This is a genomic window from Pseudomonas sp. ef1, assembly GCF_007293365.2.
Classification (GTDB): Bacteria; Pseudomonadota; Gammaproteobacteria; order Pseudomonadales; family Pseudomonadaceae; genus Aquipseudomonas; species Aquipseudomonas siliginis.
This window is the reverse complement of sequence record NZ_CM129815.1, coordinates 2698689-2720886: the sequence shown is the minus strand read 5'-3', so window position 1 is coordinate 2720886 and position 22198 is coordinate 2698689. Positions and strand designations below refer to the sequence as shown.

At 60.5% G+C, this 22198-nt stretch carries 16 protein-coding genes and 1 pseudogene; all 17 read right to left on the bottom strand.

Going from position 1 to position 22198, the window contains the following annotated elements; genetic code table 11:
- Positions 1-43: 43 nt before the first annotated feature.
- The 17 genes and pseudogenes from FEE99_RS12380 to FEE99_RS12300 all read right to left on the bottom strand — a co-directional run bounded on the left by FEE99_RS12380 (position 44) and on the right by FEE99_RS12300 (position 22126).
- Positions 44-310 (bottom strand): hypothetical protein, encoded by a 267-nt coding sequence (locus FEE99_RS12380; RefSeq protein WP_041479010.1) that lies wholly within the window; start codon positions 308-310, stop codon positions 44-46.
- Positions 307-1596: a motility associated factor glycosyltransferase family protein gene (locus FEE99_RS12375; RefSeq protein WP_041479009.1), complete on the bottom strand. Its 1290-nt coding sequence runs from the start codon at positions 1594-1596 to the stop codon at positions 307-309. The genes FEE99_RS12380 and FEE99_RS12375 overlap by 4 nt, the downstream gene beginning before the upstream one ends.
- Before the next feature lie 87 nt (positions 1597-1683).
- Positions 1684-2610 (bottom strand): ketoacyl-ACP synthase III, encoded by a 927-nt coding sequence (locus FEE99_RS12370; protein ID WP_016771093.1) that lies wholly within the window; start codon positions 2608-2610, stop codon positions 1684-1686.
- Positions 2611-2837: 227 nt separating this feature from the next.
- Complete coding sequence (gene pseI, locus FEE99_RS12365; RefSeq protein ID WP_064361077.1) at positions 2838-3890, bottom strand: pseudaminic acid synthase; 1053 nt, start codon at positions 3888-3890, stop codon at positions 2838-2840.
- Entirely contained in the window at positions 3883-5388 is a 1506-nt protein-coding gene (gene pseG / locus FEE99_RS12360; RefSeq protein WP_041479007.1) for a UDP-2,4-diacetamido-2,4,6-trideoxy-beta-L-altropyranose hydrolase, read from the bottom strand. Before pseG ends, pseI begins: the two co-directional genes overlap by 8 nt.
- A complete protein-coding gene (gene pseF, locus FEE99_RS12355) occupies positions 5385-6080 on the bottom strand; it encodes a pseudaminic acid cytidylyltransferase (RefSeq protein WP_041479006.1) in 696 nt (231 codons plus the stop codon). Before pseF ends, pseG begins: the two co-directional genes overlap by 4 nt.
- Before the next feature lie 6 nt (positions 6081-6086).
- The gene (gene pseC, locus FEE99_RS12350) at positions 6087-7250 is read right to left on the bottom strand and encodes a UDP-4-amino-4,6-dideoxy-N-acetyl-beta-L-altrosamine transaminase (RefSeq protein WP_041479005.1); all 1164 of its coding nucleotides are present in this window, start codon (positions 7248-7250) and stop codon (positions 6087-6089) included.
- Entirely contained in the window at positions 7247-8248 is a 1002-nt protein-coding gene (gene pseB / locus FEE99_RS12345; protein ID WP_041479004.1) for a UDP-N-acetylglucosamine 4,6-dehydratase (inverting), read from the bottom strand. The genes pseC and pseB overlap by 4 nt, the downstream gene beginning before the upstream one ends.
- A gap of 28 nt (positions 8249-8276) precedes the next feature.
- Positions 8277-11189: a glycosyltransferase family 2 protein gene (locus FEE99_RS12340; protein WP_041479003.1), complete on the bottom strand. Its 2913-nt coding sequence runs from the start codon at positions 11187-11189 to the stop codon at positions 8277-8279.
- A 55-nt stretch (positions 11190-11244) separates the two neighbouring features.
- Positions 11245-11982, bottom strand: coding sequence for a cephalosporin hydroxylase family protein (locus FEE99_RS12335; protein ID WP_041479049.1), 738 nt, complete (start codon positions 11980-11982; stop codon positions 11245-11247).
- A gap of 17 nt (positions 11983-11999) precedes the next feature.
- The gene (locus FEE99_RS12330) at positions 12000-13070 is read right to left on the bottom strand and encodes a class I SAM-dependent methyltransferase (RefSeq protein ID WP_041479002.1); all 1071 of its coding nucleotides are present in this window, start codon (positions 13068-13070) and stop codon (positions 12000-12002) included.
- Positions 13067-13918 (bottom strand): NAD-dependent epimerase/dehydratase family protein, encoded by an 852-nt coding sequence (locus FEE99_RS12325; RefSeq protein WP_041479001.1) that lies wholly within the window; start codon positions 13916-13918, stop codon positions 13067-13069. Before FEE99_RS12325 ends, FEE99_RS12330 begins: the two co-directional genes overlap by 4 nt.
- On the bottom strand, positions 13915-15141 hold the full coding sequence (locus FEE99_RS12320; RefSeq protein ID WP_041479000.1) for a class I SAM-dependent methyltransferase: 1227 nt from the start codon (positions 15139-15141) through the stop codon (positions 13915-13917). Before FEE99_RS12320 ends, FEE99_RS12325 begins: the two co-directional genes overlap by 4 nt.
- The gene (locus FEE99_RS12315) at positions 15138-15698 is read right to left on the bottom strand and encodes a dTDP-4-dehydrorhamnose 3,5-epimerase family protein (protein ID WP_041478999.1); all 561 of its coding nucleotides are present in this window, start codon (positions 15696-15698) and stop codon (positions 15138-15140) included. The genes FEE99_RS12320 and FEE99_RS12315 overlap by 4 nt, the downstream gene beginning before the upstream one ends.
- Positions 15695-16776: pseudogene (gene rfbG / locus FEE99_RS12310) on the bottom strand (CDP-glucose 4,6-dehydratase). Before rfbG ends, FEE99_RS12315 begins: the two are co-directional and overlap by 4 nt.
- The gene (rfbF, locus tag FEE99_RS12305) at positions 16758-17531 is read right to left on the bottom strand and encodes a glucose-1-phosphate cytidylyltransferase (RefSeq protein ID WP_041478997.1); all 774 of its coding nucleotides are present in this window, start codon (positions 17529-17531) and stop codon (positions 16758-16760) included. The pseudogene rfbG and the gene rfbF overlap by 19 nt, the downstream one beginning before the upstream one ends.
- A gap of 1001 nt (positions 17532-18532) precedes the next feature.
- Positions 18533-22126, bottom strand: coding sequence for a glycosyltransferase (locus FEE99_RS12300; protein ID WP_041478995.1), 3594 nt, complete (start codon positions 22124-22126; stop codon positions 18533-18535).
- Positions 22127-22198 lie beyond the last annotated feature (72 nt).

The window sequence follows — 22198 nt, the reverse complement described above, 5'->3', positions numbered from 1 at the left end:
ACCGCCTGTAACGCAAAGCCGCGGGCCAGCGCGGCGCAGCGGTTCAGCGCCTGGCACTTTCCAGCAATTCGACCAGTTCGTATTCCATATAGTCAGCCAGGCCCAACCAGTCCTGGCGCTCCTGACAGTCGAGCATTTGCGTGAGCACCTGTGCCCACGCTTGCTGGATATCCACTGAGGCAGACGAGAGAGATTGCTGGGCCTGTTCGAACACATCGACCATCGTCAGCGCCGCTTCAACATCGCGCCCAAGGCGAAACAAAGTGGCACACTGGCGGCACTGATCCTGACACTGACTCAGCGCACTCATTGCACGAACTCCGGATTGAAAGCGGTCCCGGCAATCGATGCACCGGCGCGGCTGCTGTTGAGAAACTCGACCTGCGGATGCGCGGCGATATAACGCTCAAGCACACATAGATAGCCGCGAAAATTCAGCTGAGTGCTGACGCGCTGACCATGACCATCGCGCACCCAGTGCCGTGCCTGGGCCAGCGGCGGGCCTAAATCGCCGTCGTCCCAACCGGCGTGGGTCTTGTTCATCGGGAAGGCGAAGTCGGCGCCAAACAGAGTGATTCGACTCGCGCCCATTTTTACCGCGAGATCCACCGCCGGATGAATCACGCTACCGCCGACGTGCAGCTCACCGCGTGGATACTGTTCTTTCAGCTCGGCATAGATCGGGCTGGCCGAATAGCCGCCATAGCGCTTGCCCTTCCATGCCTTCAATACCTGCGGGTCGCTCATCGGCAGGTACACCAGCGTAATGCCGTCAGACGTCTCAAAGGGCAGATGCCGAAAGCCGATGCGCTGATCGATGCTCACCACCAGATCAGGCACGATGCCATGTTCGCGCAACGGTCGATAGGCCGTATCAACACAGATGAACAACGGCCGCTCAGCAAGCTGACGAATCGCCGCCAGACGATCGAAATGCTGCTCCAGCGTCGGTCCGGTGGCGATTACGTAGATTTCACGTCCAGCGCAACTGCCGAACAGCTGCGCGACATCGTCATCGCCAAGCAACACCGGCAGACATTCCTGCAAGCGCTGCTGGATTTCCGGTGACTGCGGATCGAAATCGCGATTGTTGAACGTCAGGTGCACTTCATTGATCAGACGATCGCGGACCTTTGCATTGAAGTCATCGGCCAGCAGCATCTCGGCGGGCAAGGCAAAGAATGGCGTGAAGAAGTCAGGGTGATCACCGGCGTAAAACAGTTCGACCCGAGGATCCTCCAGCCACTGGCGCTGATCGAGCAGTTGCAGTACCAGCGCGAACAGTGCGCCGTTGAGGATGTGTAAGTACAGTTTTTCCAGGCCTGCGCGCTCGAGCAGCACGCCGGGCAAGTCGCCCAGGCCAGTGCCATAAACGTGAAGATGCGGTTTTTCCGGCAGGCTCGCCGCCTGGATTTGCGCCTCATGCAGACGATCATGGCGACTGGTGAGCTGAATGCCATCGACGCTCAGCGTCGAGCCCAGTCCTTGCACGAGTTCGGCCTGCACGGACGCGCTGTCTTCAGCCATCAATCGCTCGAACAGCGCCGGCCAGCGCCGTTGCAACACCTCGGCATTGGCTTGGAAAAACTCGCTCATGGCGCCTCGCGCTCCTTCTCGGGCAAAAAAATAGCGTTCAAGGTTAACCTTGAACGCTATTTTTGTATCAGTGGTTTTTGCTGCAGCTTACGGACGATAGATGATCGCCGAGCCCCACGACAGGCCGACGCCAAAGCCGCTTAGCGCGACACGCTGCCAGTCGGAATCGAGCACATGTTTTTCCAGCAGCAGCGGAATGCTCGACGACACGGTGTTGCCGGTCTCGACCATGTCCTTGATGAACTTCTCCGGTTCGCCTTCGAAGCGTCGCGCCACGGCGTCGACAATCGCCGCGCTGCCCTGGTGAATGCAGAATGCGTCGATGTCATCGGCCTTGAGATTGGAATCGTCGAGCAACTCGTGCAGGTGCGCCGGGACTTTCAGCAGAGCGAAGTTGAACACCTGACGACCATTCATGAAGAACACGCCGTTGCTGACTTTCAAATGCGGTGCGCCGGAACCGTCGGTGCCGAACTTGGCCTTGCCCAGCGCCCAGGTCGGGTTTTCGCCCATCCAGGTGGCGGTGGCGGCATCGCCAAACAGCATGGTGGTGTTGCGGTCTTCCGGGTCAACGATTTTCGAGTACGGGTCAGCGGTGATCAGCAGGCCATTCTTCAGGCCGGCGGCTTCCATGAAGCCCTTGATCGCGTAGATGCCGTATACATAACCGGAGCAGCCCAACGAGATATCGAACGCTGCGACATTGGTCGGCAGGCCGAGCTTGTCCTGGACGATTGCTGCTGTGTGCGGCAGGCCTTCTTCATCACCGTTCTGGGTGACGACAATCAACGCGTCGATCGATTCACGCTTCAGTTCAGGATTGCTGGCAAACAGCGCATTGGCCGCTTCCACGCACAGGTCAGAAGTTTCCTGCTCAGCGTCTTTGCGCGGCAGGAACGCCGAACCGATCTTGCCCAGGATGAATTCTTCATCCTTCTCGAATTTTGCACCTTGTGCGTAATTGTCCACGCCGGCTACAGGAACGTAGCTCGCAATGCTTTTTATGCCAATCATTACGGCTTCCCAATAAAAAACAGCCCAAAACCACCGCTCGCAAGCATTCGAGGGGCGCCGACAAACAGAAAACGGCCGCCACAATGGGCAGCCACGGGAAGCGCAAAGGGCTATCACTGGAACCGCAAAACGGGCCAGGCGCCATCTCCCCGGTCAATACAATACAGTGAAGATGCGCGTTATGACTCGCAGGTCACGCTATTTTGCCGAATCGATGGCAGATTGGCCTATTCGACCAGCGACCAGTCCAGCGGCGTACCGCGCTTGATCGCGGTGCGCGCGCGGCGTCCGAGGACGGCATCGGTGTGCTTGGGCGGCAGGCCGAGGCCGGGACGAATGGCACGCAGATTGTCGCCGGAAAAGGCTTCACCGGCGGCCATGTCAGCGGTGACATACAGCGAGCGGCGATAGACCAGCGACTTGCGCTCGGCCTCGGTCACGCCGTAATGCACCTGGCCCATGGCTTGCCAGGCGCGCTCTGTTTCAACGACCAGACTGGCCAGCTCCGCAGGCTCAAGGGAAAAACTTGCGTCGACACCACCGGCCGAACGATCCAGGGTGAAGTGTTTCTCCACCACCGTCGCTCCCAGCGCCACCGCCGCCACCGACACGCCAACGCCCATCGAGTGGTCCGACAGTCCGACCTCGCATCCAAACAACTCACGCAGATGCGGGATCGTGCGCACATTGCTGTTGAGTGGCGTGGCCGGATAGGTGCTGGTGCACTTGAGCAACACCAGATCCTTGCAGCCGGCCTCGCGCGCGGCACGCACGGTTTCATCCAGTTCGGCGATGCTGGCCATGCCGGTGGAGATGATCAGCGGTTTGCCGGTCGCTGCCACTCGACGGATCAACGGCAGATCGGTGTTTTCAAAACTGGCAATCTTGTACGCAGGCACTTCAAGGCCTTCGAGAAAATCCACCGCGCTGTCATCGAACGGTGTCGAGAACGCGAGCATCCCCAACTCCTTGGCCCGAGCAAAAATCGGCGCGTGCCACTCCCACGGTGTATGGGCTTTTTCGTAGAGATCGTAGAGCGACGTGCCGGCCCACAGACTGCCCGGATCCTTGATGAAGAATTCGCCTTCAGCCAAATCCAGGGTCATGGTTTCGGCGGTGTAGGTTTGCAGCTTCAAGGCATGCGCCCCGGCCTTGGCTGCCGCCTCGACGATTTGCAAAGCGACGTCGAGAGACTGGTTATGGTTGCCACTCATCTCGGCAATGATGAACGGCGGCGCATCGGCACCGATGGTGTGGTGGCCAATCTTGAAACTAGACATGCGGGTGATCCTTCAAAACACGGCTGAACGCACAGGTTTCCTGGATGAACCCGGCGTCGCGGAAGACTTTCAATGAGGACTGATTGGCGGGCATGACTCGCGCAGTAATGCGCGTCAATTGCGGCCAGTGCGCAGCGACAAACGCTTCGCCACGGCTGAGCACTGCCCTGCCCCAACCGAGGCCGAAGCGCCCCTCCAGCAGATAAATCGAGACTTCGGCTTCAAACCCGCGCAAGTCGTAACGCAGCACCCCGACCGGGCCGTCGTCCGCCTCGGCAATCAGCAGCAGTCGCTGCGGATTGCGCAGACTCGCCGTCAGCCAGTGCAGATGCTGCACCCAATCGATAACGCCGGTTTCCAGCGACCAGCGCCGCACTGCTTCGGCATTGCGTCCATCGAACAGCAACTGCGCATCGTCCTGGGTCGCCGGGCGCAGTTTCAGCACCGCACCGGCCAGCGCCGCCGCCACACGCTCGGCACCGCGCCCGTCGACCAGTTGCCGCGAGCGCTCGGCGAGGCTGCGGCGTAGAAAATGATTGTTCACGACGAAGCCGACCGCATCACGCAACTGCTCGACGCTGACCTGCTCGCGGGCGCCCATGAACACATGCGCACCGGCAGCGGCCATGACTTCGCCGTTGGCCTGCTGATTGTTCGCCACGGCGATGCAGATGGTCGGCAAACCCAGCGCCGCGCGCTCCCAACTGGTGCCACCGCCAGCGCCGATAAACAGATCCGCTTCAGTCATGCGCTGATGGAAATCGCTGACGAAACTGTGCAGGCGCCAGTTCGGCCGCGTCTCGGCCAACGCTTGCATCTGCGTCCACGCCGGGTTGTCGGCGCCAGCGACGAAGTCCACCTGCAACTGAGTGAAATCAGCCAGCGCCAGCATCGCATGATGAGTCTGCCTCGCCGCGTCGAAACCGCCGAAATTCACCAGCACGCGCCGGGCCTTCGGTTTGATCTCGATGGCATCGCAGTTGAATTCTTCGCGCAGCATGGCGTAGCGCGGGCCGAGCAAGGTGCGACAGCCTGGCGGCAGCAGCGCCGCGTAGTTTTCACTCAAGCCCGAGAGGTTCTGATTGAGCAGCAGATCGACGCTGTAACGCCGCGTGGCCAGATCATCCACGGCGGCGATTCGATGCGCCCAGCGCCGGGCAGCGGTTTGCCAGTGATGATCGAGGCCGTAATGGTCGACGATGATCCAGTCGAACGGCGCCTGTGCGTCCAGCAGCTGGCCCAGTGCATCAATATCGAACTGCCACGGCAACATCGATTCGATGGCCTGCAGCGGGTCTTCATCACGATAGCGCTCGGGCAGTGCAAAGGTCTCGAAGCCCTCGGCATTCAGGGCATCCAGTCGATGCCCCGGCAAACGCCGACAGGCGAATGCGACATGACTGCCCTGCCCGCGCAGCACCCGCGCCAGGGTCAGGCAGCGGGCAATGTGGCCGCTGCCAATGGTCGGCGAAGCGTCGGCGCGGATCAGCACTCTCATTGCAGTTCTCCGCCGGCTCTGAGTGCGGCGTACAGATATTCGGCGCGTTGCCAGTCTTCGGGCGTGTCGATGTCCTGGACCAAATGACGCGGCAGGATCACCGGCAGGCTCGCTGGCGAGAACAGCGTCTCGCCACGCAACCACGCTTCGCTGCGCCCCCAGTAAAATTGCCCGGCATCCTGAAACGCTTCGGGCAGATCCTGCGAACGGGTGGTACGAAATTCGGGGTACATGGACATCAAAGCGCCCTCCTCGTCGAGGGTCAGTGCGCGCTGCACCGGGAAACCGAAACCGCACACCGAAAAGGCAAACGACTTGTGCGGATGCTGCTTGAGCAAATCCAGACCCTGACGCAGATAACGCGCCTGCAACAACGGCGCGGTCGCGTACACGCAGCAGGCGTAATCGAACGTCGGCAATTGCTGCAAGGCATGCAGGATCACCGCAGCGGTACCGGTGAAATCATCGGCCAGATCGGCCGGTCGCATGAACGGCACTTCAGCGCCATGTGCTCGTGCGACGTCGGCGATTTCGTCATCGTCGGTGCTGACCACAACGCTCTCGAACAGCACTGACTCCAGCGCCGTGCGAATCGAGCGGACGATCATCGGTACGCCGTCGAACGGTTTGAGATTCTTGCGCGGAATGCGCTTGCTGCCACCACGGGCGGGGATGATCGCGACGCAGCTCACGGTGCCTTACTCCTCAAGCAGCAGCCGACGCAGTTGCTCGACCACCTGATCTTGTTGTGCCTCACTGAGCAAAGGGAACAGCGGCAAACTGATCGCTTCGGCGTAATAGCGCTCGGCCTCGGGGAAATCGCCCTCGGCAAAGCCCAGCTCGCGATAGTAAGGCTGCAAGTGCACGGGAATGTAGTGCAGATTGACGCCGATGCCAGCGTTGCGCAAACCTTCGAACACTTGGCGATGACTGAGGTTGCAGCGCTCGGTCTGCACGCGCACCACATACAGGTGCCACGCCGAATCGGCTTCCGGCTGCGCGCTCGGCAAGGTTAGCGGCAGGTAAGCGAGCAACTGATCGTAACGCGCGGCCAGTTCCCGGCGACGTGCGACAAACTCATCAAGTTTGCGTAGTTGCGAGAGTCCCAGCGCCGCTTGCAGATCGGTGATCCGGTAATTGAAGCCCAGCTCGACTTGCTGGTAATACCACGCCCCGTGGCTCGGCTCGGTCATGTGCTCGGGATCGCGGGTCATGCCGTGGCTGCGCAGGCGTCGCAGACGTTCGGCCAGCGCCGGGCGATTGGTCAGGACCATGCCGCCCTCGGCGCTGGTGATGATCTTCACCGGATGAAAACTGAACACCGTCATCGCCGCGAAGTCGCCACAACCGACTGGACGCCCGGCGTAGCTGGCGCCCACGGCGTGCGAGGCGTCTTCGATCACGGTGAAGTTGTAGCGCACCGCCAGGTCGGCAATCTTGCGCATATCGCAGCTCTGCCCGGAGAACGCGACGGCGACCAGGACTTTCGGCAGCGTGCCGTCGCGTTCGGCCTGTTCCAGCTTCGCTTCAAGGGCGAAGGCATCGAGGTTCCAGGTCAGCGGATCGATGTCGACGAAATCAACGTCAGCACCGCAATAACGCCCGCAATTGGCCGAGGCAAGAAAGGTGTTTGGCGAAGTCCACAAGCGATCGCCCGGCCCCAGGTCAGCGGCCAGACAAGCAATGTGCAGCGCCGCCGTGGCATTGCACACCGCCACGGCGAAATCCGCCTGACAGCGCGCGGCCATGGCCTGCTCGAAGCGCTCGATGGTCGGCCCCTGGGTCAGCCAGTCCGATTGCAGCACCTCGACCACCGCATCGATGTCCGCCTGATCAAGGCTCTGCCGACCGTAAGGAATCATACCGACAGCTTCGCGTGCAGATCGGCGATCTGCCCCACTGAAAGGAAATGCGGGTTGGTGTCCGAGCGATACTCGAAATCCTCGCCCACCGCACGGCCACGTTCACCGAGTTTATCGACGGCGAAATCGACGTCGACGCTGGTAAAACGAATCGACGGCTGAATCGTGTAATGGTCTTCAAACTCAAGGGTCATGCGCGCATCGTCCAGCGGCACCATCAGTTCATGCAGCTTTTCGCCGGGACGGATGCCGACGTTCTTGTGCGGCAGATGTTCAGCCATGCCGCGCGCCAGATCGACGATGCGGATCGACGGAATCTTCGGCACGAACACTTCGCCGCCGTGCATCCGCGCAAAGCTGTCGAGCACGAACTGCACGCCGTGGTCGAGGGTGATCCAGAACCGCGTCATGCGCTCGTCGGTGATCGGCAATTCTTGCGCGCCGTCAGCGATCAGCTTGCTGAAGAACGGCACTACCGAGCCGCGCGAACCGGCGACATTGCCGTAGCGCACTACGGCGAATCGGGTCTGCTGCTCGCCGGCAATGTTGTTGGCGGCGACGAACAATTTGTCCGAAAGCAACTTGGTCGCGCCGTACAGATTGATCGGGCTGGCCGCCTTGTCGGTGGACAGCGCGACGACTTTCTTTACGCCGTTATCGATCGCCGCAGCGATGATGTTTTCCGCGCCGTTGACGTTGGTACGGATGCATTCGGTCGGATTGTATTCCGCCGCCGGCACCTGCTTTAGCGCGGCGGCATGCACCACATAATCGATGCCGCGCATCGCCTGACGCAAGCGGTCGGCGTCACGCACGTCACCGATGAAATAACGCATGCACGGCGCATTGAAGGTCTGCTGCATTTCGTACTGCTTCAACTCGTCGCGGGAGAACACCACCACGCGCTTGGGCTGGTACTGCTCGAGCAGGCGACGGATGAAGTTGCGCCCGAACGAGCCGGTGCCGCCGGAGATGAAGATCGATTTACCGTTGAACATTTTTTCAATTCCGTCCCTGTCGCCAGGCTTAAGCGAGCAACTGTGCCCAGTCCAGTGAAGCATTGTCATCGAGCACGAAGCCTTTGCCCTTCAGGCTCAGGTTCGCGTTGTAGGCCTGATCCTGAACGAATGCCGCCGGCCATTTTTCGCGCAGGGCCAGCAGCGCTTGCGGGGCGTCAGGCATACCGCCCTGATGGATGACTTGCACCGCCGGAGTCCATACCGTCAGATAACCGGCCTGCCCGGCGCTCAGGCACAGATCGACATCGCTGAAGCCTTCGGCAAATGTGCTTTCGTCCAGACCGCCGAGCGCCTCGTACAGCTCTTTGCGGACCATCAGGCACACGCTCGATACCGCCGAGTAGTTCTGTTCCACCGCCAAGCGGTGCAGGTAACCGTCGGCATCGTGATCTTCACCGACGAAGGGCGAATCGACCCCGCCATTCATGCCCAGGATCAATCCCGCCTGACTGATCTTGCGATCACGGTCGATCAGTTTTGGCCCGACCACGCCGACCTCTGGACGCAGAGCATGGTTGAGCAAAGAGTCGAGCCAGTTCGGATTGACCACTTCCGCATCGGCGGCGAGCAGCACCAGGTACTCGCCACGCGCCTGACGACTGCCCGCGTTGAATAATCCTGCTGCGCTCAACGTCCGATCAGTACGCAGCACCTGCACTCTGGAGTGCTTGTAAGTCCCGAGCCAGTCATTGATCTCAGCCGTCTGATCCGCAGTGGCGGCGATCAGCACTTCATAGTGATGGTAACGGGTACGCAGCAACACACCTTCAAGGCAACGTTGCAGCACCGCCAGATCGCTGCCCGCCGGAATAATGATCGACACCAGCGGACGATCACTGTGGTGGTAGTCGATCTGGTAAACCCCCGGGACCGCTGACGTCACTTTGCCCTTGTAACCGCGATTGCCCAAATGGCGCAGCAGCGCCAGGCGCTCGTCAGCATTCTCGACCAGCTCTGGTGCCTGGCTGATCAATAGCGGCTCGTCGAGGTGAGCCAGACTGTTGAGGCCGTGTTCTTCGATAAGACGCAGCAGCACATCGAGCTCCAGTGCCTGACTGAAATCAGCGCGATAGCCGCCGATTTCGACCAGCGCATCGCGCCGTACCAGCCAGTGCCGCGCCATCAGCGTTGGCAGGCTCAGCAGCAGATCAAGGTTGAAGCCCGGCCGGAACACGTCGGTCAGTGCACCGTTTTCCTGGCGCTGGATTTCGTCGGTGGATACCGCGCGGCAATCGCCGGCGTTCATCAACTCCAGGCTGGCGCGCAACAATCCGCTGGCAGTGAACTCATCACCGGCTTCAGCCAACAGCAGCCAGTCACACGGCGATTGACGAGCGCTTTGATTGAGCTTGTCGATCAGATTGCCCGCGGTCACTCGGACAAAATGCAGGGTGTTCTGTGCCGTGGTCGCGGCGGGCGCTTCGCCGGTGGTGAACACGACAATGCGGAAGGCCTTGCACTGCCCTTCCAGCAAGCTGTCGAGAGACACCTGAAGCTTGTCGATGTCGTCGTCCAGATCCAGCAGAAAAATGCCGAACTGCGGCCCGCCGCCATTCACCGCCAGCTGTTGGCCGATTGCCTCAAGGTGAGCGCCGGGCGCACGTGCGGCCAGCCAGTTGAGCAGGCGGCCGGACTGCATCTTGTCCATGACCGCATGATGGTCATCGACGGTCAACGCTTCGAGACGCTCGATCCAGGCCTGCATCGCTTGCGCCTCTTCGGCTTGGCCCATCGAAGTCAGTTGAGCCGCCAGCCGCTTGACCACGGTGCGATTGAACGCATTGAGATCGTGAGCCTGCCACAAACGGTCGAGAACGCTTTCCGGCGTGTCGTTGTTGCGTGCTTGCAGCAAGTGCGCCTGACGGGTCCAGACGCCCTCCAGGCCTTCAAGTTGGATGCGCCCCGCCGGCATGGCGTGCAGCATGAATTCGAACTGCGCCAGGCGGTCGAAAAATGCCTCGTTGTAGAACGGCATTTCCACGTACTGCAAAGGCCCGAAACGACGATCCGGGTACTTGAGCTCCTGATTCCAGGTGGACTGGATGATCAGTTCCGCGGTCAGCGCTCGATTCGATTGCAGGCTGTCGACCATTGCCTCGAAGCTTTGCAGGGCAAGCGCTTTGCCCTGCTCGGCGTTCAGCCCTTTGATCTGGGTTGGCAGCGCGGCAAGGAACTCGGCAAAGGCTTCACGCTCGGCGACCGATTTGGCATCGACGTAGGTCAGCGAGTGATACACCTCGGTGCTGTGCTCGGAGGCACCGTAGTTGATTTCCCGAACCACATAAGGGATCGGCAGAATCCGTGCTTTGGCACTGGCCAGCAGGAAATAGACATGGCCGATTTCCTGCCACTGGAAGCTGGTGCCGGGTGGCAATGCCGAGTGCCAGGTCTTCATCAGATCAGTACGGGTCACCGCATAGAACGGCGGGATGTACTGGCTCATGTAATCGATGACCCGCTCCTGAGCCTGTTCGGAGCAGTAGTCTTCCTGGACCTTTTTGTCGCGGCGGTAGTAGCTGACGCCACCGGCCAGCGTCAGGTACATCAGGCAGTAGCCGTGGCACATGCCGTAATCCGGATTGGCCTGCAGGAAACCCACGGATTCGGCCAATGAATCATGCAGGATGAAGTCGTCATCGGCCGCCAGCACCATGTACGGCGTGGTCAGTTGCTCGACACCATAGGCCAGTTTGGCCTGCATCCCCCAGTACGCGAATTGCGGCACATGATGGTAATCAACGGCGGAAAAATCGCCTTCCGGACGTTCCGGCGAGGAGTCAAGCACCATGATCTTGCAGGGCAAGTCGCTGTAATACTTCACAGCCCGACGCAGGAACGCCGGTCGGTTGTGGGTAATCAGCACCACCGTCAACAGCTCATCAAGCGGTAGCGTCAGTTCAGAACGGTACTTGCCTTGCATAACTTCTCTCCACAACCGGCGACTCGCCGAAACAACTCTGGGTAAATGTTGCGAATTAACGAACGCGACGCAGGTAGCCGTCCGGCGCCACGGTGATCAGCAGTTTGTTCTGCAATTGCTGGTCGATTTCGAAGTCCTGGTTCTCTTCCAGGTACTTCCACACGGCGGTTTTCGGGTTGTCGCCCGGGCCCCATGGACGATCCGGGAAGAAATCGGCCGGCATGTCTTCAACCACGGTGTCCATGACCACGCAATAGCTGTCGACCGATACCAGCGGCGCGTAGAGGCGCAGTTCTTCGAGCACGTGATCGTGAGTGTGATTGGAGTCGAGGACCAGAATGACTTTCTTGCCTTTGGCGGCGGCCTGCACCTGAGCGGCAATGGCCGGGTCGATGCTCGAACCTTCGATCATCTTGATGCGCTTGGCCATCGAATGGCTTTCGATGGCTTCACGGTTGTGCGGACGAATGTCGAGGTCGATGCCGAGCACTTCGCCGTGGCCTTGCAGCTCGAGCAGCGAGGCGTAGTAGATGATCGAACCGCCGTGGGCAATGCCGCACTCGATAACCAGGTCCGGCTTGACCTGCCAGATGATCTCCTGCATGGCCATCATGTCTTGCGGCAGCTGGATGATCGGGCGGCCCATCCACGAGAAGTGGTAGCTGTATTTGTGCTTGGCCGATTCGTTGAAGAAATCCCGGGCCAGGCCGGTCAGTTTGGGGTCGTCACCTTGCTGGGCGATCTGCTCGCGGCACTCGGCTTCGAAGGCTTGGTTGATGCTGTTGTCAGTCATGTTGGTCATCTCAAGGGTCACTGAAACGAAGCGCTGTCGACGGCGTGATAGACGTAGCGTCCACCGGTCATCCGCTTGATCTCTTCGAGGTAATTGGAATTCATCACAAACAGGTGCGCGCCTTCCGGCAGCGCATCCATGGCCTCTTGCGGCGAGGACACGCGCGCGCCGCTCAGCGGCAGATAACGCCCCTGCTTGGCCGGGTTGATATCGACTACGCGATCGACCGCAACGCCGGCGCGTTGCAGGTACAGCGAATAGATCACGCCTTTGGACGAAGCGCCCCAGATCGCTGAACCCTGCGCAGGCGCCGAGCGGATGATCTGCACGGCACGGTCGAGACTGGCGCTGAAATCTTCCGGCAGAGTCAGGCGCGGCACCGGTTGTTCGGGTATCAGGCGCAACGTCGACAGATCAGCGACGATGTACAGATATTGACCGCCGAACAGATGCCCGGCCTCGTGCACCGTGCCGAACATCCGGCGCAGGTCATCGAGGCGGAAATAATTGACGTGTTCGTAGAACAGGTCGAACCAGGCCTTGTGCTCGAGGATCCAGTCCAGGCACGGCACTTCGATATAGATCTGCCCGCCCTGATTGGCCTCGGCGATCACGGCCAGAAAGCTCACCGGGTCTTCGATGTGCTCCAGCACATGTCGCAACACGATGGCATCTGCCGCCAGGCCGAGGCCGCGCGTAAACGGCGCCTTGATCACCTCGGGGTTTTCGCCTTCATAAGCCGGGTCGATGCCGGTAATCGAATAGCCAAGGCTTTTGAGCAGCTCGAGAAAGTAGCCCTTGCCGCAGCCGACCTCGATCAGCTCCTGGCCCTTGAAGTGCTTGCCGATGATGCCTTCGACGTCACTTAAATGCTTCTGGAACTGACCGGAGTGCGCCTGCTCGTTCTGATAGTCGGCGTCATAACTGAGCTTGTCGGCATCGAACGCGGCGTTGAAGACCAGACCGCTGCGCTCGTCCTGAACCAGCAGCATGTCGGCGCTGGCCGAGGCACGCGCCGATTCGGCATCGGCGAAAGTGCGGTTCTGCAATACCGGCAGCCCGGTGGCCCGGTACAACTCGTGCCTCATGGCGACTCTCCCAATAACTGTTGCAAGCGCTCGGTGACGGCCCAGAACGCCAGCGGTTCGTGGGTCGGATACGGGTAATGGCCGAGGTTCAAAGCCAGGGTTGCGCCACCCTCACGCAAGCGCTGTTCGACCAGCGCACGCACCGACACCGGATGGCCGCTGGCGCAGTTGATCACGCCGTCGAACTCGCGCTGATGGAGGATCGCGGCGAGATGACTCGCGGCGGTTTCAATCGCGAGGAAATCGCGCAACTGCTCACCGGCCGACATGTTGAACGACGCCTCGCCGCTATCGATTGCCCGGTCCAGCGCGGCCAACAGGCTGTTGGGGTTCTGCCCTTGACCATGCAGATAGAACAACCGCGCCCACTGCAAAGTGAACGGCCGCTCCTGCTGCAAATTCTGCAGAAACAGGTGCAGCGTATGTTTGGCCAGACCGTAGGGATTGCTCGGCCGTGGCTCGGTCGACTCGCTGAGCGGACCGCTCTGCATGCCGTATTCGAAGCAGGTGCCGGTCACCAGCACCTGCGACACGCCCGCCTCTATCGCGCTTTTGATAAAGCGGTAATCGGCCATCAGGTTGTGCTCGAAATGAAACAGCGCCCGATAGTTCGGCAACCCCGGCCAGGCCAGATGCGCCAGCGCGTCGATGCCTTCGGTCAGCGCGACGACATTCAGGTCGGCAGCGTGAATGTCTGCCGCGACGAATTCGACGTGGTTGATCCATGGCATGCCATGCGCCTTTTCTGCGTTGCGCGCCACCGCGCGGACTTCGCAGCCGCGCTCAAGCAATGCAGCAATCAGATGCCGACCGACAAAGCCCGTGGCGCCAGTGACCAGAACTTTCACAGCACTTTCAACTCAGGCACGGCAATGACGAAGCGCCCGTCCCACTGACGCACCTGCGCCAGTTGCTGACTGACTTCGTGCAGCAGGTTCCAGGGCAGCACCAGCACGTAGTCCGGTTGCTCAATGTCGATCTGCGCTGGCGCAACAATCGGGATGCGACTGCCCGGCAAGAACTTGCCCTGTTTGTGCGGGTTGGCATCGGCCACCCAGGACAGCAGATCCGCTTTGACTCCGGCGTAGTTGAGCAAGGTATTGCCCTTGGCCGCCGCGCCGTAACCGACCACACGTTTGCCGTCGGCTTTGGCCTGCAACAGGAAGCGCAGCAGGTCATGTTTGATGCGTTCGGCAGCAGGCGCGAGGGTCGCGTAGTACTCAGGGGTTTTTACCCCGGCAGCGAGTTCGGCCTGCAATTGTTGCTGAACTGCCGGGAGAACAGCGCGGCGCTGGCCGTCCTTGCGCTGCACGAATACGCGCAGCGAGCCGCCGTGAGTGCTCAACTGGCTGACGTCGAACACTTCCAGGCCATTGCGCTCGCACAGAGTCTGCACGGAGGTCAGCGACAGGTAGGAATAATGTTCGTGGTACAGCGTGTCGAACTGCGCGCCAGCCATCAGCGTCAGCAGTTGCGGAAACTCGAAAGTGGCGACGCCGGTCGGCTTGAGCAACGTCGCGAAGCCGGCGAGGAAATCGTTGATGTCCGGCACATGGGCGAGCACGTTGTTGGCCGCCATCAGGTCGGCGCTCCAGCCTTCGTTGCGCAATTGCGTGGCGGTGTCGCAGCCGAAGAACAGCTCGCGAATTTCCAGGCCTTTGTCCCGTGCAGCCTGTGCGGTGCTGCGAGTCGGCTCGACGCCCAGGCACGGGATCCCGCGCGCGGCGACGTATTGCAGCAGGTAACCATCGTTGGCGGCGACTTCGACCACACGACTGTCGGCGTTTAGCCCGAAGCGCTCACTCATCTCGGCGACATAGCGCTCGGCGTGATTGAGCCAAGTGCTGGAGAACGAACTGAAGTAGGCGTACTCGGCATCGAACAGGCTGTCGGCACTGGTGTAGTCCTCAGTCTGCACCAGCCAGCATTGCTGGCACACCGCGACTTTGAGCGGGACCCATTGCTCGGCCTGTTCCAGGCGATCGGCGTGCACGTAGGCGTTGGACGGCGGCGAAGTGCCGAGGTCGATCAGCGGCAGATTCAGCGGTGCGGCGCACCCACGGCAATTCATAGACGCACTCCAGCAAAGTGTTGATCGAGCGCAGGATGGCTGGAATCGCGCGCTGACAAATTATTGACAGGCAACGGCCAGGCAATCGCCAGCCGAGGATCGTTCACCGACAAGCCGCCCTCGTGCTCCGGCGCGTAATCGGCGCTGTGCAGATAGAGCAATTCGGCGTCTGCGGTAAGCGTCTGAAAGCCATGAGCGAAACCGGCCGGAATCAACAGGCTGCGGCCATCGCCCGCCTTCAAGTGCTCGGCGTGCCAGTGCAAAAACGTCTCCGAGTTCGGGCGCAGATCCACCGCCACATCCCAGACCTCACCGCGCAGGCACGTGATCAGTTTGGCTTCCGGGGCGTTGGCATTCTGATAATGCAGGCCACGCACACTGCCCTTCTCGCGAGTGCAGGAGTGGTTGATCTGGCGGATATGAAATTCATTGCCGAACGCAATCAGGCTGCCCTCGCAGAACAACCGGGCGAAGTGCCCGCGCTGATCTTCGAAACGTTTGTGCTGAACGCTGAACAGACCGGCCAATGGCAACGCTTGCAGGGAAAACTCGCTCACAGCGCGCCTCGGTACAGATTCAATTGGCCCAGAGTTACAGCGCGCATGTCATCGCCGTTCTGCCACGCCAGATGCCAGTCGAGGGTCTGGGCCAGGCATTGCTGCAAGGTCCAGCGCGCTTGCCAACCCAGCAATTGCCGCGCACGGCTGCTGTCCAGGCGCAGCAGGCCGGCTTCATGCAGTTCGCTTTTTTCGATACGCAAACCAGGTGCCTGCGGCCAGCGGCTGGCGAGCAATTCGACGACTTCGCCGACGCTGCACATGTCTACCTCACCCGGGCCGAAGTTCCACGCGCCAGCATATTCCGGGCCGTATTCGTAGAGCGCAGCAGCCAATTGCAGATAACCGGCCAGCGGCTCCAGCGCGTGCTGCCACGGGCGCACGGCTTGCGGGTAACGCAGGGTCACCGGCTCGTCGGCACTCCAGGCTTTGAGCACGTCGGGAATCAGTCGCTCCGGGGCAAAGTCACCACCGCCCAGCACATTGCCGGCGCGTGCGGTCGCCAGGGCCAAACCATGTTCGGCATGTTTGTCCGCCGGGAAGAACGACGCGGCATACGACTGCGCGAGCAACTCGCAGCAGGCCTTGCTGCTGCTGTAAGGATCGTGTCCACCAAGGGCTTCGTCTTCGCGGTACGGCCACAGCCATTCCTTGTTGGCGTAGACCTTGTCGGTAGTGACCAGCACGCAGGCCCGCACGCCGCCGATCTGACGAATCGCTTCGAGCAGGTTCAGCGTACCCATGACATTGCTTGAATAGGTGCCGAGCGGATCGCGATAGCCCTCGCGCACCAGGGCTGCGCCGCCAGATGCAGGACGATTTCAGGTTCGGTCTCGGCGATGATTTCCAGTAAGGCGCCGAGGTCACGCAAATCGCCGCGCTGGTCGTTGATGCCTTCGTGTACGCGCGCCAGTTCGAACAGGCTTGGCTCAGTCGACGGATCCAGCGAAAAACCGCTGACCTGCGCGCCGAGGCTTTGCAGCCAAAGGGTCAGCCAACTGCCTTTGAATCCAGTGTGTCCGGTGACCAGGACGCGTTTGCCACGCCAGAACTCCGCACTCAGGCCCATTGCTTCCATGGGGCCTCCCCGCTCTGCCACAGCGCTTCGAGATGATTCTTGTCGCGCAGGGTGTCCATCGGATGCCAGAAACCTTCGTGCTCGAAGGCTTTCAGTTGTTCGTCCTGAGCCAGACGGGCCAACGGCTCGGCTTCCCAGGTGGTGCTGTCATCGCTGATGTAGGGCAGCACTTTTGGCGAAAGCACGAAGAAACCGCCATTGATCCAGCCACCGTCACCACGGGGTTTTTCAGTGAAACCCAGCACCTGGTCACCTTGGCGTTCAAGCGCGCCGTAACGACCTGGCGGCTGCACCGCAGTGACGGTCGCCAAGCGGCCGTGAGCCTTGTGATAGTCGACCAGCTCAGCAATATTGATGTCGGAAACGCCATCGCCATAGGTGAAGCAGAACGCCTCTTCATCCTTGAGATAACGCGCGGCACGCAACAGGCGGCCACCGGTCATGGTTTCCTCGCCGGTGTCGATGAGGGTCACACTCCACGGCTCGCTGTAGTTCTGATGGACGTCCATGCGGTTGTTGCGCATGTCGAAAGTGACGTCGGATGTATGCAGGAAGTAGTTGGCGAAGAAGTCCTTGATCGCGTAGCCCTTGTAGCCCAGGCAAATGACGAAGTCGTGGATCCCGTGGGCGGAATACTGCTTCATGATGTGCCAGAGAATTGGCTTGCCGCCAATCTCGATCATCGGCTTGGGCTTGAGGTGCGACTCTTCACTGATGCGCGTGCCGAGGCCACCCGCCAAAATTACTGCCTTCATCGTCTCCCCTCTCGTACGTCACCGGGCTGCGCACTGCTTTTTTGAGCGTCGCAGGCCTTCTGGCCAAACCTTCTGCCGCTACGGGCGCAGGAGGAAAGACCGCGAGCGCTCGTTTTATGGCGATTTGCGGGGCACTTGCAGGAAACGCGCCAGCTCGTAGCCGGGTTTTGGGAGATAGCTGATAGAGGCTTCGGTGGAAGTGGCAACAGAATGACGGACGGGCTGAGTGCGTAGAGGGGCAAGAGATCAAAAGCCAAAGCAAAAGATCTTCCTATCGCGGCCCGAGCCTTCGCCAATTCCAACAGTTGGATCGCGTGCGTCCAGCAAGAAATGGGTCGGCGGTCAGGCCGCCTTCGCGAGCAGGCTCGCTCCCACAGAACAGCAAGAGCAAGAGCAAGAGCAAGAGCAAGAGCAAAAGATCGCAGCCTTCGGCAGCTCCTACAGTTGGATCGTGGGCATTTGGGAGAAATGGGTTGCTCGGCAGGCCGCCTTCGCGAGCAGGCTCGCTCCCACAAAAGCAAGAGCAAAAGTAAAGCAAAGCAAAGCAAAGCAAAGCAAAGCAAAGCAAAGCAAAGCAGCGCAGCTGCCCGCGGCAAAGCCGCCCCACTCAACAATGAGCGCAAGCTCGAGTGCTCTTGATCTTGATCCACCGGCGACGTCGGAAGGCTGAGCGGAGGGATTGATCCGGGCGTGGGAGCGCAGCGACCGTTCGACGAAGTCGAACACAGCGGAAGGAGGTGCAGCGAAGCAAACCGGAGCCGCTGCGCCCGGATCAGTCCCGCAGCGAAGGAACCCGAGCCTGCGAGGGCCGAACGCAGGAGCAAGCCTTTTGGGTTACCTTTTTGGCGTTTGAAAAAGGTGACCCGCCGTAAGGGCGGAACCGTAATCAGCAACACCCGCAGAAACGGATCTACACCCAAAACCCCCAACAGCCTGGTCGGCCCAAAGGCCGCCAAGGCCCCAAAGAAAAGGCAACCCCAAAAAGCCGCCTATATAAACGATCAATCCGCCAGCCAGCCATTCTCCCAATACCGCAGATTGTCACCACGCAACACATAATCGCGCATGACCACCTCGTGCAGCTCGTCACCCATGCGATAACTGGCGTCAGGGTCGGCCAGATGCATGCGAATCGCCTGCAGCCACTCATCAGTGCTGTTGGTCTTCACCCGCGTGCACGGCAGATAGCCCTGATAGGCTTCGGTGTCAGTGCAGATGACCGGGTAACCGCAGGCGCCGTATTCCAGCAAACGCAGATTGCTCTTGCAGTCATTGAAAATGTGAAACTCCAGCGGTGCCAGAGCCAGGTCGAGGTTCAGACTGGCCAGCTTGGCCGGATAGACGTCCAGAGGAATCACACCGTGGAACTCGTGCATGTACGGACGCAGGTCATCCGGGCACATGCCAAAGAATACCCAGTCGACTTCGTTGGCCAGCTCACGCACGACATCAGCAATCACCGCCAGATCGCCATGGTGGCTGGTGCCTCCGCCCCAACCCACGCGAGGTTTTTTCGAGGTGCGGCGCTGACCCCGCAAACCGGTCCAGAGGTTTTGCGCGAGCATGTTGGGGACTACGCGAATGTCGTGGTGCATGTCCGACAGCGCATTGGCCAGTGGTTGAGTCGACACCACCACGCGGTCGCACAGGCTGATCGCCTGGCGCACCATCCGCTCCATTTCCTGCTTGCTGGGCATGTTGCGGATATGCGCATTGCGATGCGGAACATCAATCACATAGTCATCCAGCTCGAAGATGCGCCGGGCATGGCAGAATTTTTTCAGCGGCGGGATTTCATCGATCGCGCCCTGGGAATAGCGCCCTTGCAGGACGATGACATCCGGCGACTGACGCTCGATTTCAATGATCGACGGCAAGCCGTAACGAATACACCCTTCGGCCCGGTTCGCCGCTTCCAGCTCTATCAGCGGCTGACTCATGCGGTAATGGCCAATGGCTGAGGCATTGATCGGCACAGCGAGTACGTTGGGCAATTGCGGCCTGGAAAAAGCAGTCCACCCCGTACGCAGGCCCGGCTCAAGGCTGAAACTCGTCGCGCCGACGCCCTGCAAGGACAGGTTGACATTGAAGGCCGGATCGCGGGCAATGCGCGGCAGCCAGCGCTTGTAGAAGATCTCCTGCTCGTGCAAATGTTGCTCGCCTTGCTCAGCTGTCGACTCGACAGTCGGGCGCACGCCCTGAGCCAGCAAGGCATAAGGCGTCCACACTACCAGGTAGCCTTCCTGGCCGATGCGCAGGCACAGATCCACCACGTTCAGCGCCTGCTTCAAATCCTCTTCATCAAGCCCTGCCACCGCCTCGAAAACCGCCTTGCGCACCATCAGGCAATCACCGCCGACTGCACTCAGATCGTGGGCGGCCTGCAGCCGGAACATATAACCGTCCGACTGCAGCGACTGTCCATAAAATGGCAACCCGACCGCGCCCTGCATCCCCAGAATCATGCCGGCATGCAGCACATAACCATCCGGGTTGAACAACTTGGCGCCGACCACGCCGACTTCCGGGCGCTGCGCATGATTGAGCAGCTCGTCCAGCCAGTCGGCGTGGGTAATCACCGCAAAGGTATTGAGCAGCAGCACATATTCGCCACGAGCCTTGGTCACGGCAAAATTGTGCAGGGCAGCCATGTTGTCCGGCTGCGGGTACGTCAGCACGCGGATTCGGTCACCACCCAATTGCGCGATGCCGTCCAGCCATGCTCTGGCCTCAGCGGTTTCGCTGCCGTTGTCGACCAGCAGCAGTTCGTATTCGGCGTAGGCGGTTTTTTCCAGCACGGTCTCGACACACCGCTGCAAGGCAGCGGTCTGATCCCGGGTCACGATGATGATCGACACAAGCGGACGGCGCGCGTGCCGATAGTCGACACGATTGAGCAAGTGGCAACTGCCACGGCGGATTTCATGGGCAACGCCAATGCGTTGCAGATGCGCTTCGAGCACACGAGGATTCTGTTCGATGACGCCTGGCTCGGCCAACCACCGCGACAGATCGAATGGCGACTCCAGCAGAACTTCGGCGACATGCCCGATCACCTGGGTGCCGTCGCTTTCGACCATGCGCCACAGCATGTCGTGAGGAGCCAGTTCGGTGAACGTCGTGTCAAAACCACCCAGCGCCAGAAAGCGTTCGCGCTTGAACGCCAAGGCGCGCCCGACATACGGGTAGCTGCGCATCAGATCAAGGTTGAAATCGGGTTTGAAGGCGGGTTCCACGGACTCACCATCGCGCAGACCGCCTTCATCGCTGTACACGCAACCGAGCGACGGCGAGTGCGCAATCCGGTCAGCCATGACCAGCAAGGCCGGCACCATCAACCGGTCACCGGCCTGCAACAGGTAAAACCAGTCGGCGCCCTCCAGTTGGGGCAACAACGCGTTGATCTGACCCAGCCCGTCACCTTCCAGTGGCATGTGGAACACGCGGCCATCCAGCGTCGCCTCGTTACAGGAAGCGGACAGCACCAGAATCAGTTCAGGGGCATAGTCCTGCCGAGCAAGCGCCTCAAGCGTGCGCTCGACTCCATCGCGACTGCCCTGGGCATCAATGACGATCGGCACTATTCGCGGCTGTTGTGGCCAGGCGGCCAGAGTTTCCGGCAGTAACTTGCGCTGCCCTTCAGTGAGACTGCGGCACTGCAGCCAGTGCGCGTAGAGTTCGGCGAAGCTCCAGCTATCGATGCCGACGCACCACTCCTGGCGACTCTGCTTGGTACCCAGCGTACGGCTCAGGGGCAGCTCTTCCCAGACGCGCGGCATTACGTCAGCCTTGGTCAGCGGGACATAGCGCACCCAACCCGGCGCTGGCGCCGACTCGCCGCTGCGCGCCTTGAGCATTTGCAGAATCCACTCGCGCTCAACCTCGACCGCGTCTTTCATCGGCTGCTGAGCACTCAAGCGCTCCGGATACAGCCGCTCGGCACTGAGCACGGTGTTCGACATCGCCAGATTGCCGCGCCGCAGCAAGCATACGTACAAGGCGAAATCCAGGGTGGCGACAAAGCAGTGGCCGTCCTGAGTCAGCGCCGGCAACAAGTCGACGAGGTCCGAACGACGAAACAAGGCGCTGGAGAAACCGCCCAGCACATTGACCGGAAATTTTTCGAAGATGCCCAGCAGGTCGTCACCCTTGAACAGACCGCTGGCCGGTGACAACGAAGTGTTTTCAAGGCGCGCCGGCAGAATGATGTCGTCGGCGTCCCAGAACAGCCGCTGAGCCAGCACCAGGCTGACTTCCTCACGCAACATCTCGTGCGCCTGCTGCTCGATGCAGGCGGCATAGAGATGGTCGTCGTCACACATGAACTTGACGAATTCACCCTGCGCCTGATCAAGGCACGCCTTGAGATTGCCGACCATGCCCAATGTGCGCGGGTTGCGCACATAGCGCACGGCAACACCCGAGCGCTCGGCCACAGCACTGACAATCCCTTCGATCTCATGACCACGACTGTCGTCGCAGACAATGATCTCAAGAGGCGCGTATGTCTGGCTGACGGCGCTGTTCAATGCCCGCTCGAAAAAGCGCGGATTGAACGCAGGGATGGCAATGCTGACGAGAGGAAGTGAATTCACGGCGGGCTCACAGGCGGTACGAGCCCGCTCGCAAAAACGAGCCCTTGATACCGCAAAAAATCATTAACAGAG

Coding starts and splice junctions, on each gene's coding strand:
- pseI (WP_064361077.1), bottom strand. CDS start 3,890: ATGTCTAGTTTCAAGATTGGCCACCACACCATCGGTGCCGATGCGCCG.
- FEE99_RS12380 (WP_041479010.1), bottom strand. CDS start 310: ATGAGTGCGCTGAGTCAGTGTCAGGATCAGTGCCGCCAGTGTGCCACT.
- rfbF (WP_041478997.1), bottom strand. CDS start 17,531: ATGAAGGCAGTAATTTTGGCGGGTGGCCTCGGCACGCGCATCAGTGAA.
- FEE99_RS12340 (WP_041479003.1), bottom strand. CDS start 11,189: ATGCAAGGCAAGTACCGTTCTGAACTGACGCTACCGCTTGATGAGCTG.
- FEE99_RS12375 (WP_041479009.1), bottom strand. CDS start 1,596: ATGAGCGAGTTTTTCCAAGCCAATGCCGAGGTGTTGCAACGGCGCTGG.
- pseC (WP_041479005.1), bottom strand. CDS start 7,250: ATGATTCCTTACGGTCGGCAGAGCCTTGATCAGGCGGACATCGATGCG.
- FEE99_RS12320 (WP_041479000.1), bottom strand. CDS start 15,141: ATGAATTGCCGTGGGTGCGCCGCACCGCTGAATCTGCCGCTGATCGAC.
- FEE99_RS12330 (WP_041479002.1), bottom strand. CDS start 13,070: ATGAGGCACGAGTTGTACCGGGCCACCGGGCTGCCGGTATTGCAGAAC.
- pseG (WP_041479007.1), bottom strand. CDS start 5,388: ATGAGAGTGCTGATCCGCGCCGACGCTTCGCCGACCATTGGCAGCGGC.
- FEE99_RS12370 (WP_016771093.1), bottom strand. CDS start 2,610: ATGATTGGCATAAAAAGCATTGCGAGCTACGTTCCTGTAGCCGGCGTG.
- pseB (WP_041479004.1), bottom strand. CDS start 8,248: ATGTTCAACGGTAAATCGATCTTCATCTCCGGCGGCACCGGCTCGTTC.
- FEE99_RS12335 (WP_041479049.1), bottom strand. CDS start 11,982: ATGACTGACAACAGCATCAACCAAGCCTTCGAAGCCGAGTGCCGCGAG.